The organism is Dyadobacter psychrotolerans (assembly GCF_004349265.1).
Classification (GTDB): domain Bacteria; phylum Bacteroidota; class Bacteroidia; order Cytophagales; family Spirosomataceae; genus Dyadobacter; species Dyadobacter psychrotolerans.
Map to the genome: position 1 here is coordinate 41,010 of NZ_SMFL01000010.1, position 25,278 is coordinate 66,287.

At 40.7% G+C, this 25,278-nt stretch carries 31 protein-coding genes; 14 read left to right on the top strand and 17 right to left on the bottom strand.

Annotated elements, in window-relative coordinates:
* Positions 1–117: 117 nt before the first annotated feature.
* The 4 genes from E0F88_RS23140 to E0F88_RS23155 form a co-directional block, all read right to left on the bottom strand.
* Positions 118–1,308 (bottom strand): DUF4350 domain-containing protein, encoded by a 1,191-nt coding sequence (locus E0F88_RS23140; RefSeq protein ID WP_131960663.1) that lies wholly within the window; start codon positions 1,306–1,308, stop codon positions 118–120.
* A 28-nt stretch (positions 1,309–1,336) separates the two neighbouring features.
* Entirely contained in the window at positions 1,337–2,023 is a 687-nt protein-coding gene (locus E0F88_RS23145) for a DUF4129 domain-containing protein (RefSeq protein ID WP_131960664.1), read from the bottom strand.
* 86 nt (positions 2,024–2,109) lie between these two features.
* Entirely contained in the window at positions 2,110–2,991 is an 882-nt protein-coding gene (locus E0F88_RS23150) for a DUF7847 domain-containing protein (RefSeq protein WP_131960665.1), read from the bottom strand.
* Between the two features lie 21 nt (positions 2,992–3,012).
* Positions 3,013–3,987 carry a stage II sporulation protein M gene (locus E0F88_RS23155; protein ID WP_131960666.1) on the bottom strand — a complete coding sequence of 325 codons (975 nt, stop codon included), beginning with the start codon at positions 3,985–3,987 and terminating at the stop codon, positions 3,013–3,015.
* 93 nt (positions 3,988–4,080) lie between these two features.
* Here E0F88_RS23155 and E0F88_RS23160 point away from each other — a divergent pair, with 93 nt between their 5' ends.
* Positions 4,081–4,794, top strand: coding sequence for an RDD family protein (locus E0F88_RS23160; protein ID WP_131960667.1), 714 nt, complete (start codon positions 4,081–4,083; stop codon positions 4,792–4,794).
* Positions 4,795–4,870: 76 nt separating this feature from the next.
* On the opposite strand, the gene E0F88_RS23165 is transcribed toward E0F88_RS23160, so the two are convergent.
* The 3 genes from E0F88_RS23165 to E0F88_RS23175 all read right to left on the bottom strand — a co-directional run bounded on the left by E0F88_RS23165 (position 4,871) and on the right by E0F88_RS23175 (position 8,684).
* Positions 4,871–5,296, bottom strand: a complete 426-nt coding sequence (locus E0F88_RS23165) for an HNH endonuclease (RefSeq protein ID WP_131960668.1) — start codon at positions 5,294–5,296, stop codon at positions 4,871–4,873.
* Positions 5,283–5,513: a hypothetical protein gene (locus tag E0F88_RS23170; protein ID WP_165940133.1), complete on the bottom strand. Its 231-nt coding sequence runs from the start codon at positions 5,511–5,513 to the stop codon at positions 5,283–5,285. The genes E0F88_RS23165 and E0F88_RS23170 overlap by 14 nt, the downstream gene beginning before the upstream one ends.
* A gap of 102 nt (positions 5,514–5,615) precedes the next feature.
* On the bottom strand, positions 5,616–8,684 hold the full coding sequence (locus tag E0F88_RS23175; protein WP_131960670.1) for an efflux RND transporter permease subunit: 3,069 nt from the start codon (positions 8,682–8,684) through the stop codon (positions 5,616–5,618).
* Between the two features lie 35 nt (positions 8,685–8,719).
* Between E0F88_RS23175 and E0F88_RS23180 the strand changes: the two genes are divergently transcribed.
* Together E0F88_RS23180 and E0F88_RS23185 are read left to right on the top strand one after the other, a co-directional pair.
* Entirely contained in the window at positions 8,720–8,911 is a 192-nt protein-coding gene (locus E0F88_RS23180; protein ID WP_131960671.1) for a hypothetical protein, read from the top strand.
* Between the two features lie 4 nt (positions 8,912–8,915).
* Complete coding sequence (locus E0F88_RS23185; protein ID WP_131960672.1) at positions 8,916–9,254, top strand: type II toxin-antitoxin system PemK/MazF family toxin; 339 nt, start codon at positions 8,916–8,918, stop codon at positions 9,252–9,254.
* Position 9,255: 1 nt separating this feature from the next.
* On the opposite strand, the gene E0F88_RS23190 is transcribed toward E0F88_RS23185, so the two are convergent.
* The 4 genes from E0F88_RS23190 to E0F88_RS23205 all read right to left on the bottom strand — a co-directional run bounded on the left by E0F88_RS23190 (position 9,256) and on the right by E0F88_RS23205 (position 12,838).
* Positions 9,256–10,308, bottom strand: coding sequence for an efflux RND transporter periplasmic adaptor subunit (locus tag E0F88_RS23190; protein WP_131960673.1), 1,053 nt, complete (start codon positions 10,306–10,308; stop codon positions 9,256–9,258).
* A 135-nt stretch (positions 10,309–10,443) separates the two neighbouring features.
* A complete protein-coding gene (locus E0F88_RS23195; protein WP_131960674.1) occupies positions 10,444–11,811 on the bottom strand; it encodes a TolC family protein in 1,368 nt (455 codons plus the stop codon).
* A gap of 42 nt (positions 11,812–11,853) precedes the next feature.
* Positions 11,854–12,204 carry a DUF4260 domain-containing protein gene (locus tag E0F88_RS23200; RefSeq protein WP_131960675.1) on the bottom strand — a complete coding sequence of 117 codons (351 nt, stop codon included), beginning with the start codon at positions 12,202–12,204 and terminating at the stop codon, positions 11,854–11,856.
* A 10-nt stretch (positions 12,205–12,214) separates the two neighbouring features.
* Complete coding sequence (locus E0F88_RS23205) at positions 12,215–12,838, bottom strand: TetR/AcrR family transcriptional regulator (RefSeq protein ID WP_131960676.1); 624 nt, start codon at positions 12,836–12,838, stop codon at positions 12,215–12,217.
* 174 nt (positions 12,839–13,012) lie between these two features.
* Here E0F88_RS23205 and E0F88_RS23210 point away from each other — a divergent pair, with 174 nt between their 5' ends.
* From E0F88_RS23210 to E0F88_RS23220, 3 genes are read left to right on the top strand one after another with little or no spacing between them, the layout of a single operon-like run.
* Positions 13,013–13,936 carry an alpha/beta hydrolase gene (locus tag E0F88_RS23210; protein WP_131960677.1) on the top strand — a complete coding sequence of 308 codons (924 nt, stop codon included), beginning with the start codon at positions 13,013–13,015 and terminating at the stop codon, positions 13,934–13,936.
* The gene (locus E0F88_RS23215) at positions 13,926–14,399 is read left to right on the top strand and encodes an RNA polymerase sigma factor (protein ID WP_131960678.1); all 474 of its coding nucleotides are present in this window, start codon (positions 13,926–13,928) and stop codon (positions 14,397–14,399) included. The genes E0F88_RS23210 and E0F88_RS23215 overlap by 11 nt, the downstream gene beginning before the upstream one ends.
* Positions 14,386–14,976, top strand: coding sequence for a hypothetical protein (locus E0F88_RS23220; RefSeq protein ID WP_131960679.1), 591 nt, complete (start codon positions 14,386–14,388; stop codon positions 14,974–14,976). The genes E0F88_RS23215 and E0F88_RS23220 overlap by 14 nt, the downstream gene beginning before the upstream one ends.
* Before the next feature lie 72 nt (positions 14,977–15,048).
* Here E0F88_RS23220 and E0F88_RS23225 read toward each other — a convergent pair whose 3' ends face one another.
* Positions 15,049–15,582, bottom strand: coding sequence for a YceI family protein (locus E0F88_RS23225; protein ID WP_131960680.1), 534 nt, complete (start codon positions 15,580–15,582; stop codon positions 15,049–15,051).
* 274 nt (positions 15,583–15,856) lie between these two features.
* Between E0F88_RS23225 and E0F88_RS23230 the strand changes: the two genes are divergently transcribed.
* The 7 genes from E0F88_RS23230 to E0F88_RS23260 all read left to right on the top strand — a co-directional run bounded on the left by E0F88_RS23230 (position 15,857) and on the right by E0F88_RS23260 (position 19,809).
* Positions 15,857–16,663 (top strand): transglutaminase domain-containing protein, encoded by an 807-nt coding sequence (locus E0F88_RS23230; protein ID WP_131960681.1) that lies wholly within the window; start codon positions 15,857–15,859, stop codon positions 16,661–16,663.
* A 153-nt stretch (positions 16,664–16,816) separates the two neighbouring features.
* On the top strand, positions 16,817–17,146 hold the full coding sequence (locus E0F88_RS23235; RefSeq protein WP_131960682.1) for a hypothetical protein: 330 nt from the start codon (positions 16,817–16,819) through the stop codon (positions 17,144–17,146).
* Complete coding sequence (locus E0F88_RS23240; protein WP_131960683.1) at positions 17,134–18,183, top strand: DUF6973 domain-containing protein; 1,050 nt, start codon at positions 17,134–17,136, stop codon at positions 18,181–18,183. The genes E0F88_RS23235 and E0F88_RS23240 overlap by 13 nt, the downstream gene beginning before the upstream one ends.
* A gap of 154 nt (positions 18,184–18,337) precedes the next feature.
* A complete protein-coding gene (locus E0F88_RS34090) occupies positions 18,338–18,592 on the top strand; it encodes a hypothetical protein (protein ID WP_131960684.1) in 255 nt (84 codons plus the stop codon).
* Between the two features lie 116 nt (positions 18,593–18,708).
* Positions 18,709–18,993: a DUF6973 domain-containing protein gene (locus tag E0F88_RS23250; protein WP_131960685.1), complete on the top strand. Its 285-nt coding sequence runs from the start codon at positions 18,709–18,711 to the stop codon at positions 18,991–18,993.
* On the top strand, positions 18,980–19,408 hold the full coding sequence (locus tag E0F88_RS23255; RefSeq protein WP_131960686.1) for a hypothetical protein: 429 nt from the start codon (positions 18,980–18,982) through the stop codon (positions 19,406–19,408). The genes E0F88_RS23250 and E0F88_RS23255 overlap by 14 nt, the downstream gene beginning before the upstream one ends.
* A gap of 116 nt (positions 19,409–19,524) precedes the next feature.
* Positions 19,525–19,809 (top strand): DUF6973 domain-containing protein, encoded by a 285-nt coding sequence (locus E0F88_RS23260; protein ID WP_131960687.1) that lies wholly within the window; start codon positions 19,525–19,527, stop codon positions 19,807–19,809.
* 503 nt (positions 19,810–20,312) lie between these two features.
* Here the strand turns inward: E0F88_RS23260 and kbl are convergent.
* Both kbl and E0F88_RS23270 read right to left on the bottom strand, forming a co-directional pair.
* Entirely contained in the window at positions 20,313–21,500 is a 1,188-nt protein-coding gene (gene kbl, locus E0F88_RS23265; protein WP_131960688.1) for a glycine C-acetyltransferase, read from the bottom strand.
* A 55-nt stretch (positions 21,501–21,555) separates the two neighbouring features.
* The gene (locus tag E0F88_RS23270; RefSeq protein WP_131960689.1) at positions 21,556–22,509 is read right to left on the bottom strand and encodes an NAD-dependent epimerase/dehydratase family protein; all 954 of its coding nucleotides are present in this window, start codon (positions 22,507–22,509) and stop codon (positions 21,556–21,558) included.
* Positions 22,510–22,681: 172 nt separating this feature from the next.
* Between E0F88_RS23270 and E0F88_RS23275 the strand changes: the two genes are divergently transcribed.
* Entirely contained in the window at positions 22,682–23,143 is a 462-nt protein-coding gene (locus tag E0F88_RS23275) for an Lrp/AsnC family transcriptional regulator (RefSeq protein ID WP_131960690.1), read from the top strand.
* Between the two features lie 98 nt (positions 23,144–23,241).
* On the opposite strand, the gene E0F88_RS23280 is transcribed toward E0F88_RS23275, so the two are convergent.
* The 3 genes from E0F88_RS23280 to E0F88_RS23290 form a co-directional block, all read right to left on the bottom strand.
* Positions 23,242–23,772 carry a hypothetical protein gene (locus tag E0F88_RS23280; protein ID WP_131960691.1) on the bottom strand — a complete coding sequence of 177 codons (531 nt, stop codon included), beginning with the start codon at positions 23,770–23,772 and terminating at the stop codon, positions 23,242–23,244.
* Positions 23,773–23,887: 115 nt separating this feature from the next.
* Positions 23,888–24,577, bottom strand: coding sequence for a hypothetical protein (locus E0F88_RS23285; RefSeq protein WP_131960692.1), 690 nt, complete (start codon positions 24,575–24,577; stop codon positions 23,888–23,890).
* 206 nt (positions 24,578–24,783) lie between these two features.
* Complete coding sequence (locus E0F88_RS23290) at positions 24,784–25,212, bottom strand: hypothetical protein (protein ID WP_131960693.1); 429 nt, start codon at positions 25,210–25,212, stop codon at positions 24,784–24,786.
* Positions 25,213–25,278 lie beyond the last annotated feature (66 nt).

Below are 25,278 nucleotides of genomic sequence, written 5' to 3' on the forward strand. Positions count from 1 at the left end.
CGACCTGTTGTTCGTTATGATCATCGGGCGGTGCCCAATGATCAGATATGTATGCCTTTCAGGCAAATGTTGATCGTACGTATTCCCCACGCCCTCATCTCCATGTCCCCTGCTACCTCACCTCGTCCTTTCGTAAAATTCTTCCAGTTTATGATTTAATTCTATTAAGCGCTCGCCGGTCCATTTTCCATGTTCATCCGAAATTTCGCGAAGTAAATCTTCGGTTTCCAGGTTGGACAATCCCCCCTTTTGTGAAATTAATGCTGATAATTCTTCATCCGAGTGCGTCGCTGTATTTACCCCAAATCTCTCTCTCAGATACATCCTGAAATGCTGAACCAGTTTTCCGGCCATGTTTGCATGATTACCCTTTCGATAATACATGTTGCCGATTGTCTTCACAAATTCAAGAGAAACATTTTTCGGAGAATTCATTATTGGAATAACCCTCTGTCTTCTTTTGCCCGAAAAAATCACGTATAAAAGCAAACCGCTCAGAGCGAGGTAATAAGCGGTTTTTAACCCTGGCGAAGTTACAATGTATCTGAAAACAGAATGCTGATTTTCGCCAAAACGTCCTTTCTTTTGATATTCATCCCAATAAACCGGCTGTTTTGGTAAATACGAAATTGCTTTAAATGCGTGCTGGCTGGTTAAAGAATCGAGCACATAATAGTTTGTAAAAGCCAGAGCTAAGTTGTGTATGTAAATCTGCCCTTTTCCATAAGTAACTTTTACAAAAACCGGTTCATTATCCTCATTCACTGCCAATACAACTGCATCAGTTCCTTTTTTTATCTGTAGATAATTGGTGCCGTCATCCTTGCTAAATTTAAATCCTTTTTTATCTCTCAGCAAAGGGTTAACAAAGTTGAACACTTTCGCTGAGTCTCTAAGTGACGGTCCATGCTGTGGCGCTTTTACACCAATATCTTTTAAAAAATCCCCTGAAAACCGGTAAGCCGAAATAAAAACGACATTGCCCTTTTTTACATAATCCAGCAAGGCTTTTCTATCATTGGCATCAATCTGAAAAAGCGATTTTATAAAGATATAACTGCTTTTAGCTTTGTCAGCTGAATCTTCCGCCAGCCAGTTATAAGGTGGAATCCTCACACTTTCTACATTATGACCGCCCACTAGTTCCGGCATCAGATCAAAAAGCACCTCTGTTCCAAAAGGAATTTTATCCTCATTTGAATACGATTCTTTCCAATCTACCGGTTTGGGGCGATAATATTCAAACAGCCCGTATCCAAGGACTATCAGAAATAAAAAAAGCCAGTACCGGTTGAGGTTAAAAAACATGTTTGTACACTGAAAAACCGATGATCATTTAAGTGTTGATCTTTTTTACAAAAGAATCGGAAAACGCTTTCATTTCTTCAAAACCTGATTCATTAACCTGGAAATCACCGTACCAGGCAAATTCAAAATAACGGGTGATCTGCACAAAATCGGGATGGTAAGGATATTTTTCTAGCTCCTGCACGTAAACCTGGTTCGTTAAATTTGGCTTCCAGTGAATCAGCTCTTTTGTGGTGAGCAATTTCAGTATCCGGAGATATTGCAAACGTATCGCCAAACGAAAATCCTTTTGATTTAAAGCGCCGCCAATGGCATCTTCAAAATTGATTTCGTGAATATTTTCCTGTCCCACAACATAGTCTGCCGAAGCACGAACGCCTTTCGAAGGAAATACGTAATCAAGCACTTTTGCCTTATACAACAGATACAACACCAGTCCCGCAGTGACTGCCATAATCACGTACTGCCAAAAGTTGTCGTAAGATTTGGATCCAAAAAATGACCTGATCTTTCTGTTTAACCAATCGATCCAGCGCCCGAGTGGATTATCCGCTGGCATCGGACGCTCATTGTAATTATAATCGTGATCATTTTTGTATTTTTCAAGATGCCCGGGATCAGGATATCTCGGCGTAATCAGACTGTTGTCATTTTTAATTGTTTTGAGAGAATCCTTTTGAGCGGAAACAGTTGATAACGAAATTATAACAAGCATAAAAATTCCCAACAGGCCACAAATGTGGCACACGAGTATTTTTTTCAACTTTCCCAAAACTGAATTCACCGCAAATTCTTTATATTCTAAAAATAACCTTCGTCCGCTGGTCGTTCCGTTTCCCCGCTTCCCATAGATTCAATATCCGCCAAAAGTCCTGAACCGTCCAGCCGCTCAACCAGATTATAATACTGAAACGCAATTGCAATCCAGATTAGTCCCTGAACGATCGTAGAACCAACCATGGAGATAATAGTTAGGATAACGGTTAAAATTTTTGAGTCAGTGAGCCCGTTTCCGAAACCCATTGTTGTCATGATCATGGAAACAAAAAGAGGGAACTGAAAAACGATCGCTATAATGGATGCAATGATCGACATGATTAAAATAAGCCCGAACGTGGACCACCACTTGCCGATGGTTAGTTTATAACTTCTTTTGAGCGTATCTGTTACAGACAATTTTTCACGGATCGATATAATCACTACAAATTGAAAACAAATGGCAAGATAAATACCCGGGATAAGGAAAAATAAGGTTGCGATCAGGATCAACAGAAAAGATAATAATTGTGCACCAATATTTGTCGGAATGTTTTCAAGAATCTTCTGCCAAACCTCTGCGGTTTTCGGTTTTTCTGATGGCCCTTTCTGTTCATATAAAACCATATAGGCACTTACACTTGCATATGCCAGAAAGTATGTGATCACTCCGAAAACACCGACGAAGAAATATTCGATTGTGAGGTATTGATACAATGTGCCCATTGGATTGGCCTGTGTACCCACTCTGACCAAATTTGACTGAAAAAGGCCCTGGGCAACGCCGGCAAGTAATGCCGAAGGTCCTGCGATAGAAAAAATCACTTTAAGCAGCGGACCGAAATTTTTGATCGCAAAGTCAAAGGAAGCATTTATTTTCTGACCAAAATCCCGCTGCTGGAGTAATACTATTGGCGTTTCTTTCATGTGGATGGGTGTTAGATGAGTTTAATTTAGTCGTGTGTGATTTTGAATATCGATTCTATTTTTTGAGCCGTACAAGCGCTGCGGATAAATCACAAAATACCAGATAATAAAAGCCGCCGAAACGCCGATAATGGATACACTTCCCCATGTGGGCAAAGTAAGCCTTGTTACAAAACTTTCCAGAAAACCAGCGGCAATAAAAACCGGAACCAATCCAATAGCTAATTTTAAGCCTTTCTTCGCACCGCCTTTAAATGATTCCAGTCTTGAATAGGTTCCCGGAAAAAGCAGGCTGTTTCCGATAAGCAGTCCCGCTGCTCCAGCAATGATGATTGCCGATATTTCCAGCGTACCATGAATCCAGATTTTCAGAACAGATTGAAGCAATAAGCCTCTTTCATAAAAGAAATACTGAAACGCTCCCAACATAATCCCGTTTTGAGTAATGACATAAAGCGTCCCGGCTGAAAAAAGAAGTCCGGCTGAAAATGCCATAAATGATACACGAATGTTGTTAACCGTTATGGACAGAAACATATCCGCTGAACCTTCGGACTTGTAAATAGCAAGCGGATCTCCATTTTTGATATTTTCAAGCGTTTGGTTTACATAGCCATCCCCAAGGATTAACCGGACGAAGGTTTCATCATTGGCGGCCGAAATACTTCCGATAAAAAACGCGGCTGTGAAGAATAAAAAAGCATAAAGCAGATTGTACCTGGCCTGAAAAGAAATGAGCGGTAATTCATACATCCAGAAAGTTTTGATCCGGCCATGATCTTCACGACGGTTGCTGTATAATTTCCGGTGAAGATGAGAAGTAAGCCCGTTCAGATATTTTAATACCGGCGAGCCGGGGTAAAATGTTCTCGCATACGAAAGATCATCAGTTAAAGCGATAAAACGGGATGTAAGCTCGTCCGGATCTTCGGCCTGACTTTCTTCGTAGGAGCGCCAGCGTTCGGAATTTCGTTTTACAAAAACTGCTTCTTTCATAGGCTGCTGTCCGGGAATTGGAAAGTAGGTAGGATTACACTATTTTTCTTGCAATATATAGGAATTTTTGTCCTGATAAACTTTTGATGCTTAATGAGCTTACAAATTGAAACCGCCCAAAATGTTGGTGTAGACTATGAAATCGCCAGTATAGGAGAACGTATCCTGGCACAGATTGTGGATTACGCCGTGTACTTTGGCTGGATACTAACCGTTTTTGGAATAAAAATCCTTTTTGACCCAAACAACAGACTGTTTTCTGAAACTTGGATGCTTACTGCCGGCATCTTTCTGCCTATAGTCCTTTGCCCGCTCCTGTGTGAATATTATCTGGATGGCCAGACTGTCGGCAAAATGGCGCTTAAAATAAAAGTGATTCAGCTCGACGGAAATAAAGCAACGCTGAGCTCCTACTTACTGCGCTGGCTTCTGGCGGCAGTTGATATAAGTACTTTTTCAGGAATGATCGCAATCCTGACCATCGCAATTAACGGTAAAGGCCAGCGGTTAGGTGACATTGCTGCCGGTACTGCCGTGATCAAAACACAGCCAACCGTTAAACTTGAACATATTCTGACTCCGGATTTTGATACAACTTATCAGCCGAAATATCGTGGTGCGGCTCAGCTTTCGGACAAAGATATCCGGACGATCAAAAAAGTACTGGCAAGCGGCAATGATGAACTAATAGAAAAAACCATGCATAAAGTGGAAGTGCTGCTTGGCGTTAATAGTCTCGATACAGGGAATGTATTTTTACGGACTGTTGTGAATGATTATAATTTTTATGCAAACGCTGATTTGTGAACAACTTTATTAACCCCTTTGATTTATTGGTTCACCTGAGTTGTAAGTTTTCCTGAGTTGTAAAACATTTGTATTATTAATTACGCTTTGGATACAAGCCAATTTCCTGTAGAGCGTCTCTTTCCATTCTTCTTTCTATTTCGTTAAACCGAAATATTCTGGCAGTCACTTTTCCAATTTCGTTTACAGGGATAATGGCATTGCCTTGAATCAAAAAATGTTCATTCCAATTGTCAATTCGGGGATTATAAAAGCGGATTAGTTTACCAGTTTCTGTTATACTTCCTAAATCACTCCCTTTATAAAGGTTGCAGATCATACAGGAGTAGGCAAGATTTTGTAAGACTGAACTACCACCATGTTTTATACTTACTACATGGTCAATTTCACAGCCAAAATAGGCATCCTTTTCGTGAATCAGGCAATATTCACACTGAAAACCAGCGGCTTCGGCAACCTGCTTACGCATGAATTCGGTAACATAATCGCTAGCTCTGGACATAATTATGTGCACGGGCTTTTGTCAATCGCATTAGATGTTCCAACTGAAAATAACTGTCCAACTCTGATCGTTCTTCTTCATTAAGTTCTCCACTTTTCTCTTTACCTATCAGTTCACGAACGCGGAGCGAGGATTCTGTGGACGGCTTAAACAATAATACCCTTTCAGGAGTAGTTCCCGAAGCTAAAAAATCAATGAGTTCATCGTAAGCTTTCATAATATCTGATATTTAGATAAAACAAATATACACTTTTAACAGAACTGTAAAACAGTAATTTAGTCAACAGCTATCTGCATTTCAAAAGGTTAAATTGCTCTTTTACAAAACAGAATTTACCACATCTATTTTCGGAGGTAAAAGTTTATACAAAACCGGTGTAACGATCCGTGAAAGTAAGGTTGAACTTACCAATCCGCCGATTAAAACCCAGGCAAGCGGAGAATACAGCGGGTTGCCTTCGACTGCCAGTGGAATAAGCCCGCCGATCGCTGTAAAGGAAGTGAGCACAATGGGTACAAAACGAATCTCTCCGGCTTCCTGAATTGCATCAATCAGCGACATGCCTTCTGAACGTAACTGATTTGTAAAGTCAACGAGTAATATCGAGTTTTTTACTTCAATTCCGATTAAAGCGATCAACCCGATGATGGCAACAAATGACAACGGATAACCGACCAAAAACAGGGCCGTCAATGCACCAATGATACCCAGCGGAATAACAGAAAGTACAATCAGCGAACTTTTGAATGTGCCAAATTCTAAAACCAGTACACCTAAAAAGCCGAATGCCGTAATCAGAATGATGGTGCCCAAACCGCCAAATGATTTTTCTCTGGCTTCCAGTTCACCGGCAGCTTTATAGGTAAAACCTTTGGGAAACTGATATTTGTCGAGCTTGGCAATGATCTGATTATAAACCGCATCGACAAGAAAACCTTTTTTGACATAAGCCGTAATGGTTACGTACCGGTCCTGATCATAATGACGAATCTGATTTACGGAACTTTCGAATTGCAGGTCAGCAATTTGTTTTAAAGGTACGGACGTACCGGTCATCGTATTGACATATAAATTATTAAGTACACTTTGGTCGGCAACTTTACCTTTCGGCATCGTCAGATTAATCGCATAATCATCTCCGTTTTCGTCTTTGAACATTCCGATATTTAAACCGGCAACAGCAAGCCTGATCGTCCGGTTTACCTCAGCAACCGAAATTCCCAGCATACTTGCTTTTTCCTTGTTGATTTTCACGCGAATATCTGTCTTTCTTGTTGCGATCGGGTTGTTTACATAAATTGTCCCGGCTGTACTTTTCAGTGTTTTCTCCACAGCAGCAGCGGCAGACCTAAGCTCATCCAGATCTTCGCCAAAAATCCGGATTGCAATCGGCGCCTCTGTATTTGGTCCTTGCTCAAAATCTTTCACTTCTACTTTCGCGTTTATAACATTGGCAAAACGGTTTCTTAGTTTTTCAATAATCAACTCCTTTTCCGAAGGTTTCATATCGGTAAGCTGAACAAAAAACTCAGCATAATTAGTCGCATCTGAACGCTGAATGACATTGTAATAAATTCTTGGATTTCCTTTGCCAACGTTGGTTGTGATGTAACGGATTTCAGGAATTGCTTTCACCTCACGTTCTACAAATCGTGCTACTCGATCGGTTTCCGTCAACGCTGTGCCGTCAGGCGTTTCGACAGTGATTAAAAACATAGGTTTCTCTGATTTTGGAAAAAGGGCGAAACCAATCACTTTGGTTAATCCCAGAGAAGCCACAAACAAGACCAAAGCAAAACCAAGTGTCGGGAACGGATTACGTAAAGCCCAATGTAAAAGCTTGCTGTAAGATCCGCTGATCACTTTTTTTAATGAACGCATAAATATATTTCCTTCCGGATTATGTGATTCTTTTAAAAGCCTGCTGCTTAAAAAAGGCACGATGGTCAGCGACACAATCATGGATGCGACGATCGTCATGCTTACTGCCATTGGTAAGCTGCGAATGAAATCACCAGAAGCTTCGGGTAGAAAGTTGAGCGGAAGAAATGCGAGAACCAGCGTAATTGTACAGCCAATTACTGCCAAAGTGATTTGTTTGGTTGCTTTGACGGCTGCTTCCCGTTTCGGATAACCGTCGCGCATCCAGCGTTCTATATTCTCAACCACCACAATGGAATCATCAACCAAAATACCAAGAGAAACAATTAACCCGACAATGCTTAGTTGATTGATACTAAAACCCAGATAATCTATTGCTGCCAGACCCATTGCCAGTGAAAGCGGGATAGAAATCATGACAACCAATGCTGCACGGAATCCTAAAGGAAGTAATGTGAGTGAAACCAGAAAAATAGCAATGGCAAAGTCTTTGGCAAAACGGCCGAGTCTCTTGCTGACACTTTCTGCCTGATCAAAACTCTTGATGAGTTTGATGTTGGATGGAAGCGTTTTTTCGAATTTCTCAACAACGGGATTTAAAACTTTACCTACCTGCTCTATATTCTGCCCTTCTTTTTGTGCAGCGGTAACCAACACACAGCGATGCCCGTTGAGCCTGGTAATGTGAGATTCTTCTGCTTCATCATAGTCAACATTAGCAATATCGGCCAGATAAATGACTTTTTGAGATGTTGTCCCAAACCCTGTGCTTGCTACAACGGTGTTTCTTATTTCCTGAAGTGAAGTATAATCTCCGGATGTTTTGACATTAAATTTTCTTGTATTTGCCTGAATGCTCCCTCCCGGAATATTGTAGTTCTCAGCCTGTAAGGCCTGTATCACCTGATTAACCGGAACGCCTTCCAGTGCCAGTTTTTCTAAATTTAAAGAAATGCGGACCGTTCTGGCAGGATAACCCCAGTTCTCAACACTTTTCAAACTTTTGATTTTTGAAAGTTCATCTTTCAGATCATCGGCTCTGTCGCCCAGTTCTTTGTTGGAAGCCGTTTCCGATACAAGCGCAACCTGTACGATATTTACATCAGTTGGAGAAAAGCGGCGGATTTCGGTTCTGAAAATATCCTTCGGTAATTCGGCCGCCATTGCACCCACTTCGCGAACAAGCTCCTGATATTTTTCGTCCGGATCTTCGCTGTAATCGTATTCAATCACAACAACTGCCAGACCATCATCGACATTGGTTTTGATGTTGTTCACATTTTCCAATGCGGTGAGTCTCTTTTCGACTTTGTCCACCACCAGTTCCTCCATATCCAGCGCATCCGTTCCCGGATAAACATAGACAATTGCGAAAGAAGGAGCGAAAAATTCAGGATCTTCACCTCTTGGCATGTTGAAAAGGGAGTTCAGTCCCAAAGCGACAACGCCTATAAACATGACCAGCATAAACTGCCAGTTCTTTACGGAAAACTCAGATAAATTCATGTCTATTTAGTATTTTTGTTCAAATGCCAATGAATATGGAAACCTTGTTAGTTACTGTTCGCGAGAACGTTGATTTAAAAACAATAGAAAAAGCACTTCAGGAAATTGAAGGCGTTTCTCTTGTAAAACGAATTATTCAAACAGACGAAACCAGTCTACTTTCTGAAACTTCACTGTCTGACGAATGGGAAAGTGAAGAAGACCAGCGTTGGGATAAACTGATTTAACGAAATGGCACTTTATAAACGTGGTGACATTGTTGCCGTCCAATTCCCATTCACCGATATTTCCCAAACCAAGAAAAGACCCGCACTTGTTATCTCCAATGAAATCGTAAATGATACTGGTGACTATCTTTTGGTTCAAATCACCAGTCAGGTAAAAAAGGACAGTTTGTCAATTCCAATTAACGAATCTGACTTTGAAGGGAACTCCTTGCCACTTCATAGTTTTTTGCGTATTCATAAGGTTTTCCTCTTAAATGAATCACTCATTATCAGTAAAATCACATCTGCAAAGCCCTCATTTTTGAGTTTAATTATTACTGATTTCTCAAAATTGATAAGCTAAATCAATTCTTGATTAGCAGAGCAGAAGAATCTGTCAAAAATGCCGAACCGGAAGTAATCACTTCTTTAATACCTTCCAATCCACTGGTAACTAAAACCCTGTCACCGTCCAGGTACCCTATCATAATCGGTATCCGTTTTGCTTTTCCATTTTGATTGACAAATACAAAACCTTTGTTGCCGTTGCCTTCAATGACTGCTTCAACCGGAATTACGGCGTAATTTCTGCTTTGAGATGCCGTCAGTTCAACTTTGCCATAAAGGCCGCTTGCAAACTTTTTCCCGGCTGGATCAATCCTGACTTCGACCTGGTAAAGCTTGCTCGCGGGATCCGCAGACTGAGCCAGGTTTGTGATCGTCCCTTTGAAAGACTCTTCCGGATAAGCATCCAATTGCACATTGGCCTGATCGCCCAACTGTAATCTTGCCCAATCCTTATCGGACACGCCCACACGGACAACCCAGTCGTTTCTCCGGTTTGAGGCAATGATCAGTCCGGGTGTTCCGGCACCCGCAAATTCTCCTTCATTAATTTGTTTACGTGTAACTGTTCCGTCGATAGGCGAAACAATTTTGGCATAAGACTGATTGAATTTTGCAATTTTCAGGTTCTGCTGCGATACATCATAACCGGTTGTTGCATTCTGCAGCTGTTCCAGCGTTGCAGCTGTATCTTTCAGCATATTTTTAACCCGCTGCATATCCCGTTCCGATTTTTCTGCTGAATAGGTTGCCTGACTCACCTGGGCATCAATTTCGGTCATATCCAAAACTGCCAGAAGTTGCCCCTTTCTAACAGTCTGGCCTTCTTTTACATACACTTTCGATACGATACCTCCCACCTTGAAAGACAATCTGGCTTCTTCTGACGAAGCAACTGTGCCGGCAACGCGTATCGGCTCCGATCTTACAGCTGATTCCACATTCGCTGTTTTCACAGAAATAACCGTTTCATCTACGATTCCGTTATCCTGTTTTTTCTCTTCCTTTCCACAGCCCCAAAGTGTCCAAAGAACAGCGATGGACATTAAAGTTTTTATCTGATACTTTTTCATATAAATTTCATTTAAACTGTGTTCCATAGTTTTTTACTTTTTTAAGGTCCGGTAACGCTCCCTTCTTATACGCATCTGCCAGGGCGGTACCTTAGCTGGTAAAATCAGGAGCCCGGTTGATGATCAAAATCTTTTTCATGGCTCTGAGATAATTTTGTTTAGAATTGATTTTTTGATCAATACATCATATTTATTGATCGATTGCTGCAAACGGGCAGTTTGAATGTCGTTTTGTGCTTTGATGAATTCAATCAGCAGCACGTTCCCGTTTCGATATCTGCTGTCGATGATTTTGAAATACTGTGATGCATTCATCAATCCGTCCTGTGCCGCTTTCTGCGCTTCGGTGGCAGAGAGAAGATCATAGTAAGCCTGGGTTGTTTGCAGCCCGATTTGCTTTTCTACCTCAGTTTTCTTCGTCAGCAGCAAATCAGTCTGGATTTTGGCTTGTTGAATTTTTGACTTTTTCTCAAAACCTTTAAAAATATCCAATTGCAAACCTACCTGACCAACCATGTATGCCTGATCCTTAAAAGTGTATCCATATCCCTGAAACCCAACATTTCCGCCAACAAACAGTGAAGGCCGTGATGCTGCTTTCTGCTGAAGCTCAACCGCTTGTCTGGATGCCTCAATAGACAAGTCGAGTTGCTTTAATTCCTGCCTGCCCGCCACCGCCTGATCGGTCAGGCCCGGAAGTGCGTTTAATGAAAAATCGATATTTCCGGAATTAATCAGCATAGTATCTACCAGGATGTCACTGGTCAACTCCCTATTGATCAAAAAATTAAAATAAGCTCTCGCTACTTTATTCGTGTTTTCCGCTTCAACCTTTTGCTGTAAAAGCTTGCTTACTTCATATTCAGAAGAGAACACCACGTCTTTTGTCAGCGTATTATTGGCAACCAGTTTTTTATTTAGCCGTACCAGTTCATTTAAAGATAAACCACTGTTTTCAAAGATTTTAACCGCTTCCAGCGATTGCAGATACTGGTAATACGCCGTTTCAATATTGTAACGCAGCTCATTTTCAACCACCTTTTTTTTCGCCTCCTGTGCTGATAGTAAAGTTTTCTGGATCAGGTAATTGTATTTTATTTCAGGATTATAAACAGAATATTGCACGGCTACTTTTGTGTCATGAAAATTGGTTGGTGCAAGCAGCTCATTGACGTTCTCAATATTGGTTGGAAACTGGTTTTTTCCTGTAAGTTCATTCAGCGATTTATAGGCAGGATTTAGAAGGTCACCCACAGGAAAGTTTAGCCGGCGCCCTCCTGCCGCGTAAGAATAAGTCGGCGCAAAAGTAAGCCGTGGATAAAAAAGTGCTTTTGCCTGCCGGATCATTTCCATTGCCTTTTTAATTTCCAAAGATTCCTGCTGCAGTGACAGGTTATTCGTCAACCCTTCCTCAACATAATCATCCAGAATCGCAGATTTCTGTGCAGCTACAAGCATGGGCGCTGCTGAAAAAAGGACCAGAAAAATCGTTTTATTAATCATGACATATTTAATTAACAGTGTTTAGTAACAGGGCAAATTTTTTTACTTTCCTATTTTTCCTAAATGCGTACTTGAAAAATCATCATCATACTTTAAACCATAACCAAAAAGCCTGTCCATTGCCGAATGCCCAAAAAGAATGGCACCCGATAGAATCAAAACTTCCTGTCCCAACACAAATCCACCAATACCGATTAGTATTCCTAAACCTTTATGGTGGACAAAATTATAGAGCGAAGCACCCACTTTTGGGTTCACCACGTAGCCTATCATACTCAGATCCGGCAGCAAAATTAAAGCAGGATACCACCACCAGCCAAAGTCAAGATGTGAAAAAACAAAAATCGAAAGAACCAATTCTGCAAGATCTTCCAGTTTTAGCAGCGTTTTCATAACCAAGATGTTATTTAAAAGACACTTTTAGCATTTCTATAAAGAGCTGAAAAGACTCCTGCATCCGGTCCATCTGACGATCGTCTTCAAACATATCCATCCTGTTTTTAAGGTAGATGGTGATAAGCCCGTGCATATAGCTCCATATGGTTAAACAAACCGTATCCACATCCAGGTTTTCTCTGAAATGACCTTTATTTTTACACTCAGTTACTATAATTCTCAGAAAATCAAACGATTTCATCCCGTCTTCCCAAACTTCATCTTTACAGGCAAGGGCTTCAATGGGAGCCTGCATGATAAACATCAAATCATAAAGTCCGGGATTTTCTATTGCGAACTTAATGTATTGTTTTCCCAGCGATACCAGCCTTTCAAAAGAATTTTCAACAACTGCCACCTCTGAAAATTCCTGCATCATTTTCTGAAATGCTACCACGTGCAAAGCCAGCAAAAGCTCGTTTTTATCCTTGTAATAAAGATAAATTGTAGCCGGACTGTATTCTATCACATCTGCTATTCCCCGGATGCTCGTTTTTTCGTAACCGTTTTCCAAAAACAACTTTTGCGCCGCATTTAAAATCAAATGACGCATCTCTTCCCTTTCCCGCTCTTTTCTTTCTGTAATTCCCATTCCTTGTTTTTACTTACAGCGCAAATATACTAAACAGTGTTTATTAAAAACAAATCGTTCAGTAGATTTTTTATGAATGCTGTTTTTTTTATGATAAGCGGAAAAATAAAAAATTGAATAAAGGCCGTAACATTCCGGATGGAGCCGGTATCTAATCTAAAAAAAACAACAATCATGAAAGAAATCATCTTCATCCTGTTCTATTTTGCGGTGATCACAACAACAACCGCACAAGATTTATACGTAAAAACTTTTGGCAACAAAAGCGACGAACCTGTCCTGTTTCTGCATGGCGGGCCGGGTTACAATTCAGCCGTTTTTGAAGCAACCACAGCCAAAACGCTTTCAGAAAAAGGTTACTATGTGATTGTATATGACCGACGCGGGGAAGGACGGTCAGCAAACGTTTCGCCTGCCGAGTTTACTTTTAGCCAAACCTTTGATGATATTAATAAAATTCTCAAAGGGCAGAATATAAAAAAGGTAACGCTGATTGGCCATAGTTTTGGAGGAATTGTGGCAACGCTTTTTGCAGAAAAGCATCCGGGTGTCGTAGAAAAATTATTCCTTATTTCAACGCCGGTTGTAATGCAGGAAACTTTCAGGACGATTTTAGATTCATCCCAAAAACTGTATGAAAGCAAAAAAGACACGACCAATCTTTATTACCTTGGACTGATCCGTAAAATGGATACAACTTCCATCGCTTACAGTTCTTATACCTTTATGCACGCTATGCAAAACGGTTTTTACGCAACAAAAACGCCTGATGAGACCGCGAAAAAGCTTTACACTGAATTTGGAAAAGACAGTCTTGCAAAATATGCCAGCCAGATGACACAGCAGGCACCACTGGGTTTCCTGAAAAACGAACATTATACTACTTTAAACCTGACCGCCGCTATTCAAAATGTGAAGCGTAAAGGGATAAAAATATATGCTATGTATGGAAAAGATGATGGATTGTATTCTCCTGAGCAGGTTGCAGCAGCCGGAAATTTAATCGGTAAAGAGAATGTGTTGTATCTCGGCAATTGCTCTCATAATCTTTTCATGGACAGGCAGGAACAGTTTATTTCTACGATTTATGGTTTTTGAAGAAATATATAAACACTACTGGAAAAAGGTCTTCCGGATTTGCATGGGTTATGTAAACGACCGCGATTGGGCGCAGGATATTGCTCAGGAAACATTCATCACCGTCTGGCAGCAGCTGCCAAATTTCCGGAACGAATCAGCCATCGGTACCTGGCTTTTCAGAATTGCTGCCAACCATTGTCTGAGACAGCTTGAAAAATCAAAAAAACATCCAAAGGAAGAGTTTCCTCCTCAAATTGCGGAGCAGGAGGAACCTTCAACTGACGAAAATGTGCGTTTGCTTTATCAGTATATCTCGGAATTAGAGGAAGTTGACCGGTTAATCATCTCCATGGAACTGGAAGAAATCCCACAGGCGGAAATCTCAAAAGTTTTAGGGATGACCGAATCTAATATCAGGGTAAGAATTCATCGGATTAAAGAAAAACTATCTCAAAAATTCAATTCAAATGGACACGAATAATTTGAAAGACCTTTGGAATAAGCAGGATGCCATTCCGCAACCAGATTTAAATGAATTACTCAAATCAGCATTAAAGCTTAAAAACAAAAATCGCAACCAGATGCTGCTTGTAATGGCCATGGGTGTTGCAACCATGCTATTTATCCTGACTATCGGTTACTTTATTGAACCGGAGCTGATAACGACGCGAATTGGTGTAGCACTGATCATACTTGCAATCATATTTTTCCTCGTTTCTTCGGGCGGACTGCTTCGTTTACTGATGAAAGACGCAGACCAGTCACTTAACGCTGCTGACTATTTACAATTGCTGATCACAATAAAGGAAAAACAGCTTGTATTGGGAACACGAATTATGAACCTTTATTTTGCGGCACTCGGTATGGGACTTTTACTTTATATGATTGAGTATACTTTAAAAATGCCCCTGATAGGAGGATTAATCGCTTACGGGATCACGGCTGCCTGGATTTTGTTCAACTGGGTTTACCTCAGACCAAGAATTTTAAGTAAGCAGCAGGCGAAAATCAGTGAGGTTATTAAAAACCTGGAAAAGGTGAACAACCAGCTATCCTAAAAAAGCAACCCTTCACACCGAAAGGCAGGAAGGGATGCTTTATTTATTCATCCTTATATCAATCAATCATTACTACTCGTGCCGCATCAGCTGAATGTTTGCGATCAGCCTCACATCCTCGCCAATAAGCATACCGCCGGAATCTGTTAGCTGCATATAATTCAGTCCGAATTCCTGTCTGCTCAGCAAACCTGTTACTTCAAAACCGATTCTGATATTTCCCTGTGCATCTCTTTCAGTTCCACCATATTCTGCGTCCAGCTCTATTGGTTTGGTGATGCCTTTCAAAGTAAGCAAACCTGATAATTTGTAGTTATCACCTTTTACTTTATGAAAATAATTTGATTGAAAGGTGATGTGAGGAAATTGTTCAGCGTCAAAAAAATCGGCCGATTTGAGGTGATTATCACGCATTTCCACATTTGTATCAATACTGTTTACATCCAATGAGAAGTGAATTTCAGCACTTTCGAAGTCGTTTTGGTCCGAAGTTGCACCGCCTTCAAAATTATTAAAAGAACCTGTTATAGTGGAGATTACCAGATGTTTAATCTTAAACTGAACTTCGGAGTGTGCAGGATCTACGACCCATTTTGTTGTTGCCATGACTATCTATTTTTAAAACGAAAACTATGATTTAAAGACATTAAGTTAAAAATTCGTTCTTACCAAACATTGGAAAGATCCCTTTTTAATGAAAATCTAACGTCATCACACCTATAAGATGCTATGTATATCATGATTTATATAAAAAATAATCCTAAAACAAGAAAACGGAAAAATGTCTGCAAAACGCAGAAAAATCGCTGAATTAATTAATGGCACCAGAATTTAAGACCCGTAAGCATTCTATATTTACTAAACTTTAATCAGCGAATTCATGAAAATGCAGGGAAGAAGCGTATTCACCTACGACGTATATGCCCCCACTACAATTACAACAATGCTCCGCCCGCGCCGTCAGGAAGGTCAGGCTATTCTGGAAGAAGGCTTTAACATTGAACCATCCGTACCATTTTCTGAGTACACTGATTTATACGGCAATCCATGCCAACGCACTATTTTGCCGGTTGGCCAGGTTACGATAACTACCGAAGTACAGGCACAGGTAAATAAAACAAAAGAGATTCCAAGCCCTGCGCCGGGTTATGTACTTGTAGGCGATCTGCCCGACGATATTATGCATTATATTTTACCAAGCAGGTATTGTGAGTCGGACCTGCACGAAATAAATATGCTGGCTCTGGAGATTGCCGGAAATTTAACGCCGGGGTACGATCAGGTTGAAGCGATCAGGAGCTGGATTCATCAAAATGTGAAGTATCAATATGGAATGACAGATTCCAGCACCACCGCACTGGACCTTGCCCGTAACCGTATAGGCGTTTGCCGCGATTTTACACATCTGGCCATTGCCTTATGCAGAAACTTGTGTATCCCAACCCGTATGACGGTAGGTTATCTGGATAAACTTAAAGACATGGATCTGCATGCCTGGTTTGATGTTTATATCGGGGGAGATTGGTACACTTTCGACGCCGTTCAGGAAAAGACAGAAGGTTACAGAATTGAAATAGCCCACGGACGTGACGCAGCCGACGTAGCCATGGTTACGCAATATGGTAACGCTACTTTACAATCCTTGCACGTTGAAGTGCATTTGCTTGAAGAAGAAGAAGAAGTGTAATTTTTCAAACAACTTCTTCACTATCGGATATATATTCCCGTAATTATTTAATAGTAAATCGCTTATTAAAAGTGCGTTTTGCATTGTGACTTATGGCTGGAAGTCCAGTCTTAAAATTATTTAAGTCCAATATGAAACTATTATTACATTACGATGAACAAAACGCCGAACTATTTATCAAATCTGTTAATGCTAACCCTGCTTGCTGGGGCTGCATGTAATCGGAACGAGTTAGCCGTTCAGCCTGTGCCAATCGCCCAAGCCATAGTTCCTGATGAGATTTCTGTGGAACGGGCAAAGGCTCTGTATGAAAGTGCAAACAAGGCAGGCGAAGCAATAGCAAATACGAGGAAAAAGAAACTCGGAGAGGCTCCGGACTGGGACAGACCTAAAAGGCTTAAATTTAAAGGTGGAACCAGTGCGTTAGTGATCCCGATTTTGAAATGCAGGAATCAGCTACACTTACCACTATGGGCTTCATAAAAGACAAGTCCAAAATTGCGGAGGAGGATTTGATAACCCCTGTTCAGCTGGTGGTGTACCTAGACGGAGATGGAAAAGAAGTGGTGGAACGTATGTATACCAAGACTGATGCAGAATACCGGAAGCAGAAAAAATCAAAAGACAAGGATTTCACTGGTATGCACTGGTTTGAAGACACGGAAGGGCATTTTAAACGTGGATTCGTATACAAGAATGGAGAGCTTGTTCAGACCTTGTTGCCGAAGGACATTGGACAGCAAGGAAACTTACGAACTAGTTGCGGGCTGATATTGCAATCAACAACCATTGATTATTATTCGATCGCGTGCTCGTCAAACGGTTGTGGGCCTCCCCAATTTATGTACACCGAAAGTTTTTCCTACTATGTTGCTGACAGAAATTGTGAGCAAAATAAGCATGACACGGAGTATGCACCTTCTGGCAGTGGCGGCAGCGGAGGAGACACCTCAGGCGGGGATCAGAATCAAGATGACACGGTTACTGAGGGATGGGCGGTACCTGAAGACAGGATCAGCCAATTTAATGCCTGGCTTCGAGACTTGAATCCCCGTGAAACTGCATGGCTGAAAGCTAACCCTGGGAAAGCTCCTGCGGCCTGGTTCAATACCCAAAAGGCTGAGAATCAATCCAGGTCTGAATATATGTGCCAAAAGGATGGCATTTTCAGTGACTGGATTGTAGATATTGACGGGACAAATCAAAATGCCTTTAAGCATGCCTATTGGAATGCTATGAATTATAATTCGTTCGGAGAAGAGGAAGCTAAGATAATAGGAGATAACCACGAAGGAGACTGGACCGTTAAAACTTTGGATATTGATATGGATCTCCAAAATAATGCTCTTGGACGCAAAGTAGCTCAAACCTGCGGATGCTCGGGAATTGCACTACGTGATGCCGTTTTGAAGGCAATAAAGGATGGACGTGGAAAACGTAACTCCATAGGCGTCACGGGTAAAAAGGAAGAACGTCTAATCTCCACTAGCTCAGCAACCACTTTCTGCAATGACAATTAAGCAATTTTTTTCGACCGTTTTCTTATTACTGGTGGGTTGTGGTCGTTCTGACATTATAGAGCGGCACATCATAACAGATCTGTCGAGATCACATTCTTTTTTTCATACTATTCAAAGAGAAAATAGTATTGTAAGCTATCATATGAAAGGCACTATGAATGGAACGGTTGGAAGAATAGAAGGAACCTGCTTTAACCAGGATGAATTTTTCATCTCCGCAGGAAACCTCACGGAAGTTGACAGTGTCTCATTAAGAAGATACTTCAGAATTTTTAAAGACTCGGTGAATACGGAAGGAGGCTGTGAAGGAACCCAATCAGGTGCAATGTATTGCCTGCAGATTATCCCCGGCACAGCAACAAAAGGGAAGATTGAGGTGGAATTCAGGGAGTATGGATATGGCTTTTAGTGCCTACGCTTACTGTATCTCTGCAAGCTGTTCATTATTGCAGCATGCAGTTTTATATTCAGTTGTGATTATTTTTTCTGGATCATAAACATGAATCAAATGCCTTTTAGAATGCTATGAATTATAATTCGTTCGGAGAAGAGGAAGCTAAGATAATAGGAGATAACCATGAAGGAGACTGGACCGTTAAAACTTTGGATATTGATATGGATCTCCAAAATAATGCCCTTGGACGCAAAGTAGCTCAAACCTGCGGATGCTCGGGAATTGCACTACGTGATGCAGTTCTGAAGGCAATAAAAGATGGACGTGGAAAACGACGATTTGTTAGCCCCGACACTCAATTAAATAAACTAATTAATACAAATAACGCAACCAGCTTTTGTAATGATCACCTTTAAGCTGATTCTCACTATTTTAATGGTAGCGGTGGTTGGATGCGGGAGACCCGACATCATCGAAGTCCAAACGATTACCGACTTTTCCGAGCCACAATCTTTGTATTATGCAATAAAAAGAGATGGGAGCAAAGTTGATTGTAGAATCAAGGGAAAGATGAACGGGACTTTGGGTTATTATGGCAACAATTGCTTTAACCCTGAAAAGTTCTCATCGGTCATTGCTAGCAATCACCTTAGCGATGTTGACAGCGTTACTCAACTCAATTACTTAATAGTCTTCAAGGATTCAATTTCAACGGAAGAAGGTATTGAGACCAGCCAAAAGGGCTCTTTATTTTGTGTGAGATTTATTCCTGGCACAGCAACAAAGGGCAAAATTAAGGTGGAATTCCGTGAACATGGATATGGCTTTTAGTGCCTACGCTTACTGTATCTCTGCAAGCTGTTCATTATTGCAGCATGCAGTTTTATATTCAGTTGTGATTATTTTTTCTGGATCATAAACATGAATCAAATGCCTTTTAGAATCCTATGAATTATAATTCGTTCGGAGAAGAGGAAGCTAAGATAATAGGAGATAACCATGAAGGAGACTGGACCGTTAAAACTTTGGATATTGATATGGATCTCCAAAATAATGCTCTTGGACGCAAAGTAGCTCAAACCTGCGGATGCTCGGGAATTGCACTGCGTGATGCCGTTCTGAAGGCAATAAAAGATGGACGTGGAAAAAGGCTCTCAAAAGGCACTACTGGCGATAAAGAAGCTCAATTATTCCCCACAAGCTCAGCCACAACTTTTTGCAATGACAATTAAAGAAATCCTTATACCTATGCTACTGGCACTAGCAGTAAGCTGTCGACGCCAGGATCTTACAGAAGTCCAAACGATAACAGACATATCGAAACCTCAGGCTTTGTTTTACAAAATACGAAGAGACCAAAGTAAGGTTAGTTATAAAATCAAAGGAGTCATGAATGGGACGTTGGGTTTTCACGAAGGTAATTGTCGCGATAATAATAGATTTTCTACGTTTATACATGGCAATAATCTTAGTGAAGTAGATATTATCATGAGACGGAGATTTATAAAAACATACAAAGACTCCATAGTTGTTGAAGGAGGAGTAGATACCAGCCAAGAAGGGACCATGTATTGTATACGATTCATACCCGGCACAGCAACAAAAGGGAAGATTGAGGTGGAATTCAGGGAGTATGGATATGGCTTTTAGTGCGATAAGTTAATTTAATTCCGCAAGCTGCCAACCTACAGCAGCTTGCGGTTTTTCTCCTTTATATATACTTAATACAAAGCTATCAAATTACCCCAAGCTCCTTCCCCACTTTCGTAAAGGCGGCGACGGCGGTTTCCAGGTGAGACTGATCATGTCCGGCTGAAATTTGTACACGAATCCTTGCTTTTCCCTGAGGTACAACCGGATAGAAGAAGCCGATTACGTAAATTCCTTCATCCAAAAGTTTGGCTGCAAATTCCTGTGCAAGTTTTGCGTCGTACAGCATAATCGGTACAATCGGATGCTCGCCGGGAAGAATATCAAAACCTGCTTCCGTCATTTCCTTACGGAAGTAGGCCGTGTTGGTTTCCAGTTTATCACGAAGTGCAGTTGATGACGACAATATATCCAATACCGCAATAGAAGCACCCACGATGGACGGAGCCAGTGTATTGGAAAATAAATAAGGACGTGAACGCTGGCGCAGAATTTCAACAATCTCTTTTTTAGCAGCCGTGAAACCACCCGACGCACCGCCCAATGCTTTGCCGTAAGTTCCGGTAATGATGTCAATCCGTCCCATTACGTTTCGGAACTCATGTGTGCCGCGACCCGTTTTTCCGATAAAACCGGACGCATGACACTCATCGATCATCACCATTGAACCGTACTGTTCGGCGAGGTCGCAAATTTTGTCAAGCTGTGCAATTGTTCCGTCCATTGAAAAAACACCATCTGTTACCACCAGAATCCGGCGGCTTCCCTGTGCTGCTTTCAATTGCGTTTCAAGATCATTCAGGTCGTTATGTTTGTAGCGAAAACGTTTTGCTTTACACAAACGAATACCATCAATTAAAGAAGCGTGATTCAGTTCATCGGAAATGATGGCATCGTTTTCTCCTAACAGCGGTTCAAAAACCCCACCGTTTGCATCAAATGCAGCGGCGTAAAGTATGCAATCCTCAGTACCCAGAAACTCAGCAGTTTTGCGTTCAAGTTCTTTGTGGATATCCTGGGTTCCGCAGATAAAACGTACCGATGACATACCGAAACCATGTGTTTTTATCGCCTCGATTCCAGCTTTAATTACATCCGGATGTGAAGAAAGCCCCAGGTAATTATTCGCACAAAAATTAAGCACCTCTTTACCATTGTCGGTAGAGATCAGTGCAGACTGGGGCGTTGTGATGATACGCTCCTTTTTATACAGTCCTGCTTCTTTGATTGCGTCCAGTTCCTGCTGAAGTTCCTGCTGAATATTTCCGTACATGATTGGTATATTTTAAAATGTTGCGGCCGGTCACAGCCAAAAATTACTGCAAAGGTCAGATTTTAACCGTTTTATATTTTTTCTGTAATTCAGAAATCATTTCTTCAGTCATTTTATCAAGGGTATAGGTTGGTCGCCAGCCCCAGTCTTTTTTAGCAAAGGAATCATCTATCTGCTGTGGCCATGATTCTGCAATACCCTGCCGAAAATCCGGTTTGTAGCTAATCTCAAAATCCAGAATTAGTTTTCTAATACTTGCAGCAATTTCTTTGGGAGAAAAGCTCATTCCCGCCAGATTGTAACTCGTGCGGACATTAATTTTATCACTTGCAGCTTCCATGAGACGCACCGTTGCATCCATGGCGTCGCTCATGTAAATCATAGGAAGCGTAGTATCTTCTTTCAGGAAACATTCAAAATGTTCACCTTTAACTGCTTTGTGATAAATATCAACAGCATAATCCGTAGTGCCGCCACCAGGCATCGACTGATAACTAATGATTCCCGGATAACGCAAAGAACGAATATCGAGGCCATATCTTTTAAAGTAGTAATTCGACCAATTCTCCCCTGCTGCTTTGCTGATACCATAAACCGTTGCCGGATCCAGGAAAGAATACTGTTCAGCGGTAACATCCACATTTACTCCGAAAACTGCGATTGAACTTGGATAAAATATCTTTTTCACCCCATTTTCGCGCGCTGCTTCCAACACGTTAAAATAAGTCTGCATATTAATATCCCAGGTTTTCAACGGTTCCTTTTCTCCGTTTGCAGAAAGGATTGCAGCCAGATGGTATATCTGGGTAATTTTGTGTTTGCGAACAATACTTGAAAGACCGGCCGCATCGGTAGCATCCAGTTTTTCAAAATAATCTGTCTTTAACTCCGGCTCACGTAAATCAGAAGCGATAATCCTGTTTTCTCCGTAAATTCCACGAAGATATTCCACCAGTACGGAACCGATCTGCCCGTTTGCACCAATTACTAAAATACGTTCTGATTTCATTTTGTCGAGCGTTTATTAAAAGCATAAATCACTTGCAATTTTACCTTTTCAGATATAATTTTCAATATTACAGCACTTTGTCAGCAAATATTCCCAGACTATGTTAATTTTAAAGTAAATATTACTTTGATCACTTGTATTCGTAATTAACTGCAGTAAATATTATTCCATTATGGAGCAACTTGATAAAATCGATACTAAAATCCTCAGGATCCTGCAAAAAGATGCAAAAAAGACAACCAAGGAAATAGCTACCATGCTGAACCTGACCATCTCACCAATCTACGAGCGGATCAGAAGACTGGAAAGCCTGGGATTTATCAAACAGTATGTGGCCATTTTGGACAAAAAGCTTATTAACCGCTCGGTAACAACCATCTGTCAGGTTTCCATGCGCTACCACAATGAAGCTTTTATTGAAAAATTCGAGCAGGAAATTCAAAATCTGGAGGAAGTACAGGAATGTTATCACATGGCCGGTCAGGTTGATTTTTTGCTTAAAATAAATGTTGGAAGTCTGGATGAATACCATGATTTCGTAAAATATAAACTATCTAAAATCGATAATATCGGTGTACTGAACAGCACATTTGTACTTAAAGAAATTAAGCACACGTCAGAATTTTATATTTAAGAATAACCTCTTTTATGCAAGAAAGGCTGTTCAAAAAATGACAGCCTTTCTTATTAATGAATTCTCTGTTCTACGCCATTATTACTACTCCACGTTCGTCAGTAAACCTTCGCAAGAACACCAGCCAGCCAGGCTGAAAGTTCTATGGCGGCGGCATCTGTATTATGGCTTTCAACATCTCCTGTCTGGCTAAGCAGAATTGGTGTATAAATCAATTTTTCCGCGTCGTAACGATAAGCATAAAACAGAGTTTGCCCCTGATCTGCTCCTTTTGCTACCGGTTTGGAAAAACTGTTTCCTATCGAGCTTATTTTTGAAATATTCTCTTTTAACTCCGCCATAGAAACACTTTTATCTGTATTGACAGAATTTGAAAGATTTTCTTTGAGCTGGGCTACAGACAACCCCGATTTTTCAGTTACTTTATTCCACTGAGCCGGTTTATCATACGTTTTGATTTTCCCATCCTTGTCTATTAAAAAACCTCTGAACTGCTCTCCCCAGGCAAAATTGGTATAAGAAACTTCAAAGTATACCTCCTGATCAGACACTGGTTTTACCATATTGTCATCACATGCAGTGCTAACAAATAATAAAGTTACGAAGAGACAATACAGTGCGGCTTTCATGGATACAGGATGATTGAATAAATAAATTTAATAAAATAATCTGGTTACATTATTAAAAAGAAGCTGACAACAAACTGATTATCTTGAATTTACACCAGATTCTTATTAAAAGGCATCAATTCCTGTATTTATCGACTTCTATGTAGAGCACCTTGCCATCCTTAAAATGGATTTTTATCAATTCCCAAAGACCAGCTCCAGTTCTTCGAACAAAGTACCACTGTGGCGAACGGGCCATCAATACGTCGTAAGGTGTTGAAAGCGTTTTGGTTGCCAGCAACAATCGCTCAAACTTGTGGGCGTATGTACCATTGTTGCGGATTTTTACCAGTTTTGGATAAACATCAGTTGCTCGGTCGCCGATACGGACCGACAGTTCCACCGTTGAATTAGACGGCCACTGCTTAATAGACTTTCCGCTGTTCAGGTAAATACTTTTAACCTTTCCGGATTCAAACGATAATTGTACTCCCGAATCCGTTCCTTTTGCCTCATCGAATACAATGTAATCATAAAGCGGAATGCGGCCCTGTAAATCTGCAAGGTTTACCGAAAAATTACTGACAATGTTGATATGTGTAATACTGTCTGTTTGCCCCAGCGATTGCGTTGCAGAATAAATCTTTTGAGCTTCTTCGTTAATTCCAATTCCCAAATAATTCCCGGAAGTGATACTATCCTTGCCAATAAGTGTAGCAAAAGGCGGATCAACGATAATAATTGGATCAGGCTGTAAATTGTCTAACTGGCAGCTGCTGCCGGTAAGCACAAGAAAAAGCAGAATTGCAGCGGTAATATTTTTCATTTGCTAAGGATAAAGATTAATAGGTAATCAGGAGACCCTTTCGCTTTTGATTTGGTTGTAGTGAGGACGGATTTTTTTCTTAAATTTTCGTATTACAAATAATGAATAGGCCGTATTCGCAATTTTACTAGCTTTTACACCCGGGTTTCTTTACCGCACAAATGTCGATGTATAACTTCAGAGCTTAGCCAGCTTCATAATGCACTTTATTTTTTAATATAAATTATATCGATATCTGCCAATTGATCAACTTTAGTAAATACTCTGGCCTTCCCATCATATTCAATTTCTAATGTTCGATCATTGATCCACAAGACTTGGATATCAATGAGCGTTTGATATTGCTCATGTGCCTTAGCACGGCCATGATCACTATCCGCAACAAACAAATTACCACCGCTACTTGTAGCCTCACTGGTATCTAATAATGTAACATGTGTTGAAAAACCCGTTATAGCACCACAATCTCTATCATAAACTAAAACTTTTTTTAAATGATCAGGAGAATAGATGGTTTGGTAAATCTCATTTCCACAACCTGCATCACCAAAATAAATAAAGATAAAGATGAAAATACTCAGAACCAAGATCATGCTACCAAGTATTACGCCTAGAATTTTAAGTGTCGTGATCACTTTACTTTTTATCATCAGATAAGTACCCACTATTAAAATAAATTCGTAATAGTCCCTTAAGCCGCC

Excerpts from the sequence above, each read along its gene's own strand:
- E0F88_RS23235 (WP_131960682.1), top strand. The coding sequence starts at position 16,817 with ATGAACAAAACGCCGAACTATTTATCAAATCTGTTAATGCTAACCCTG.
- E0F88_RS23140 (WP_131960663.1), bottom strand. The coding sequence starts at position 1,308 with ATGTTTTTTAACCTCAACCGGTACTGGCTTTTTTTATTTCTGATAGTC.
- E0F88_RS23270 (WP_131960689.1), bottom strand. The coding sequence starts at position 22,509 with ATGAAATCAGAACGTATTTTAGTAATTGGTGCAAACGGGCAGATCGGT.
- E0F88_RS23230 (WP_131960681.1), top strand. The coding sequence starts at position 15,857 with ATGAAAATGCAGGGAAGAAGCGTATTCACCTACGACGTATATGCCCCC.
- E0F88_RS23205 (WP_131960676.1), bottom strand. The coding sequence starts at position 12,838 with ATGGGAATTACAGAAAGAAAAGAGCGGGAAAGGGAAGAGATGCGTCAT.
- E0F88_RS23165 (WP_131960668.1), bottom strand. The coding sequence starts at position 5,296 with ATGTCCAGAGCTAGCGATTATGTTACCGAATTCATGCGTAAGCAGGTT.
- E0F88_RS23195 (WP_131960674.1), bottom strand. The coding sequence starts at position 11,811 with ATGATTAATAAAACGATTTTTCTGGTCCTTTTTTCAGCAGCGCCCATG.
- E0F88_RS23180 (WP_131960671.1), top strand. The coding sequence starts at position 8,720 with ATGGAAACCTTGTTAGTTACTGTTCGCGAGAACGTTGATTTAAAAACA.
- E0F88_RS23280 (WP_131960691.1), bottom strand. The coding sequence starts at position 23,772 with ATGAAAGCCGCACTGTATTGTCTCTTCGTAACTTTATTATTTGTTAGC.
- E0F88_RS23250 (WP_131960685.1), top strand. The coding sequence starts at position 18,709 with ATGAATTATAATTCGTTCGGAGAAGAGGAAGCTAAGATAATAGGAGAT.
- E0F88_RS23170 (WP_165940133.1), bottom strand. The coding sequence starts at position 5,513 with ATGAAAGCTTACGATGAACTCATTGATTTTTTAGCTTCGGGAACTACT.
- E0F88_RS23190 (WP_131960673.1), bottom strand. The coding sequence starts at position 10,308 with ATGAAAAAGTATCAGATAAAAACTTTAATGTCCATCGCTGTTCTTTGG.
- E0F88_RS23225 (WP_131960680.1), bottom strand. The coding sequence starts at position 15,582 with ATGGCAACAACAAAATGGGTCGTAGATCCTGCACACTCCGAAGTTCAG.
- E0F88_RS23145 (WP_131960664.1), bottom strand. The coding sequence starts at position 2,023 with ATGCTTGTTATAATTTCGTTATCAACTGTTTCCGCTCAAAAGGATTCT.
- E0F88_RS23275 (WP_131960690.1), top strand. The coding sequence starts at position 22,682 with ATGGAGCAACTTGATAAAATCGATACTAAAATCCTCAGGATCCTGCAA.
- E0F88_RS23240 (WP_131960683.1), top strand. The coding sequence starts at position 17,134 with ATGGGCTTCATAAAAGACAAGTCCAAAATTGCGGAGGAGGATTTGATA.
- E0F88_RS23285 (WP_131960692.1), bottom strand. The coding sequence starts at position 24,577 with ATGAAAAATATTACCGCTGCAATTCTGCTTTTTCTTGTGCTTACCGGC.
- E0F88_RS23155 (WP_131960666.1), bottom strand. The coding sequence starts at position 3,987 with ATGAAAGAAGCAGTTTTTGTAAAACGAAATTCCGAACGCTGGCGCTCC.
- E0F88_RS23220 (WP_131960679.1), top strand. The coding sequence starts at position 14,386 with ATGGACACGAATAATTTGAAAGACCTTTGGAATAAGCAGGATGCCATT.
- E0F88_RS23260 (WP_131960687.1), top strand. The coding sequence starts at position 19,525 with ATGAATTATAATTCGTTCGGAGAAGAGGAAGCTAAGATAATAGGAGAT.
- E0F88_RS23210 (WP_131960677.1), top strand. The coding sequence starts at position 13,013 with ATGAAAGAAATCATCTTCATCCTGTTCTATTTTGCGGTGATCACAACA.
- E0F88_RS23150 (WP_131960665.1), bottom strand. The coding sequence starts at position 2,991 with ATGAAAGAAACGCCAATAGTATTACTCCAGCAGCGGGATTTTGGTCAG.
- E0F88_RS23215 (WP_131960678.1), top strand. The coding sequence starts at position 13,926 with ATGGTTTTTGAAGAAATATATAAACACTACTGGAAAAAGGTCTTCCGG.
- E0F88_RS34090 (WP_131960684.1), top strand. The coding sequence starts at position 18,338 with ATGAATGGAACGGTTGGAAGAATAGAAGGAACCTGCTTTAACCAGGAT.
- E0F88_RS23255 (WP_131960686.1), top strand. The coding sequence starts at position 18,980 with ATGATCACCTTTAAGCTGATTCTCACTATTTTAATGGTAGCGGTGGTT.
- E0F88_RS23175 (WP_131960670.1), bottom strand. The coding sequence starts at position 8,684 with ATGAATTTATCTGAGTTTTCCGTAAAGAACTGGCAGTTTATGCTGGTC.
- kbl (WP_131960688.1), bottom strand. The coding sequence starts at position 21,500 with ATGTACGGAAATATTCAGCAGGAACTTCAGCAGGAACTGGACGCAATC.
- E0F88_RS23185 (WP_131960672.1), top strand. The coding sequence starts at position 8,916 with ATGGCACTTTATAAACGTGGTGACATTGTTGCCGTCCAATTCCCATTC.
- E0F88_RS23160 (WP_131960667.1), top strand. The coding sequence starts at position 4,081 with ATGAGCTTACAAATTGAAACCGCCCAAAATGTTGGTGTAGACTATGAA.
- E0F88_RS23200 (WP_131960675.1), bottom strand. The coding sequence starts at position 12,204 with ATGAAAACGCTGCTAAAACTGGAAGATCTTGCAGAATTGGTTCTTTCG.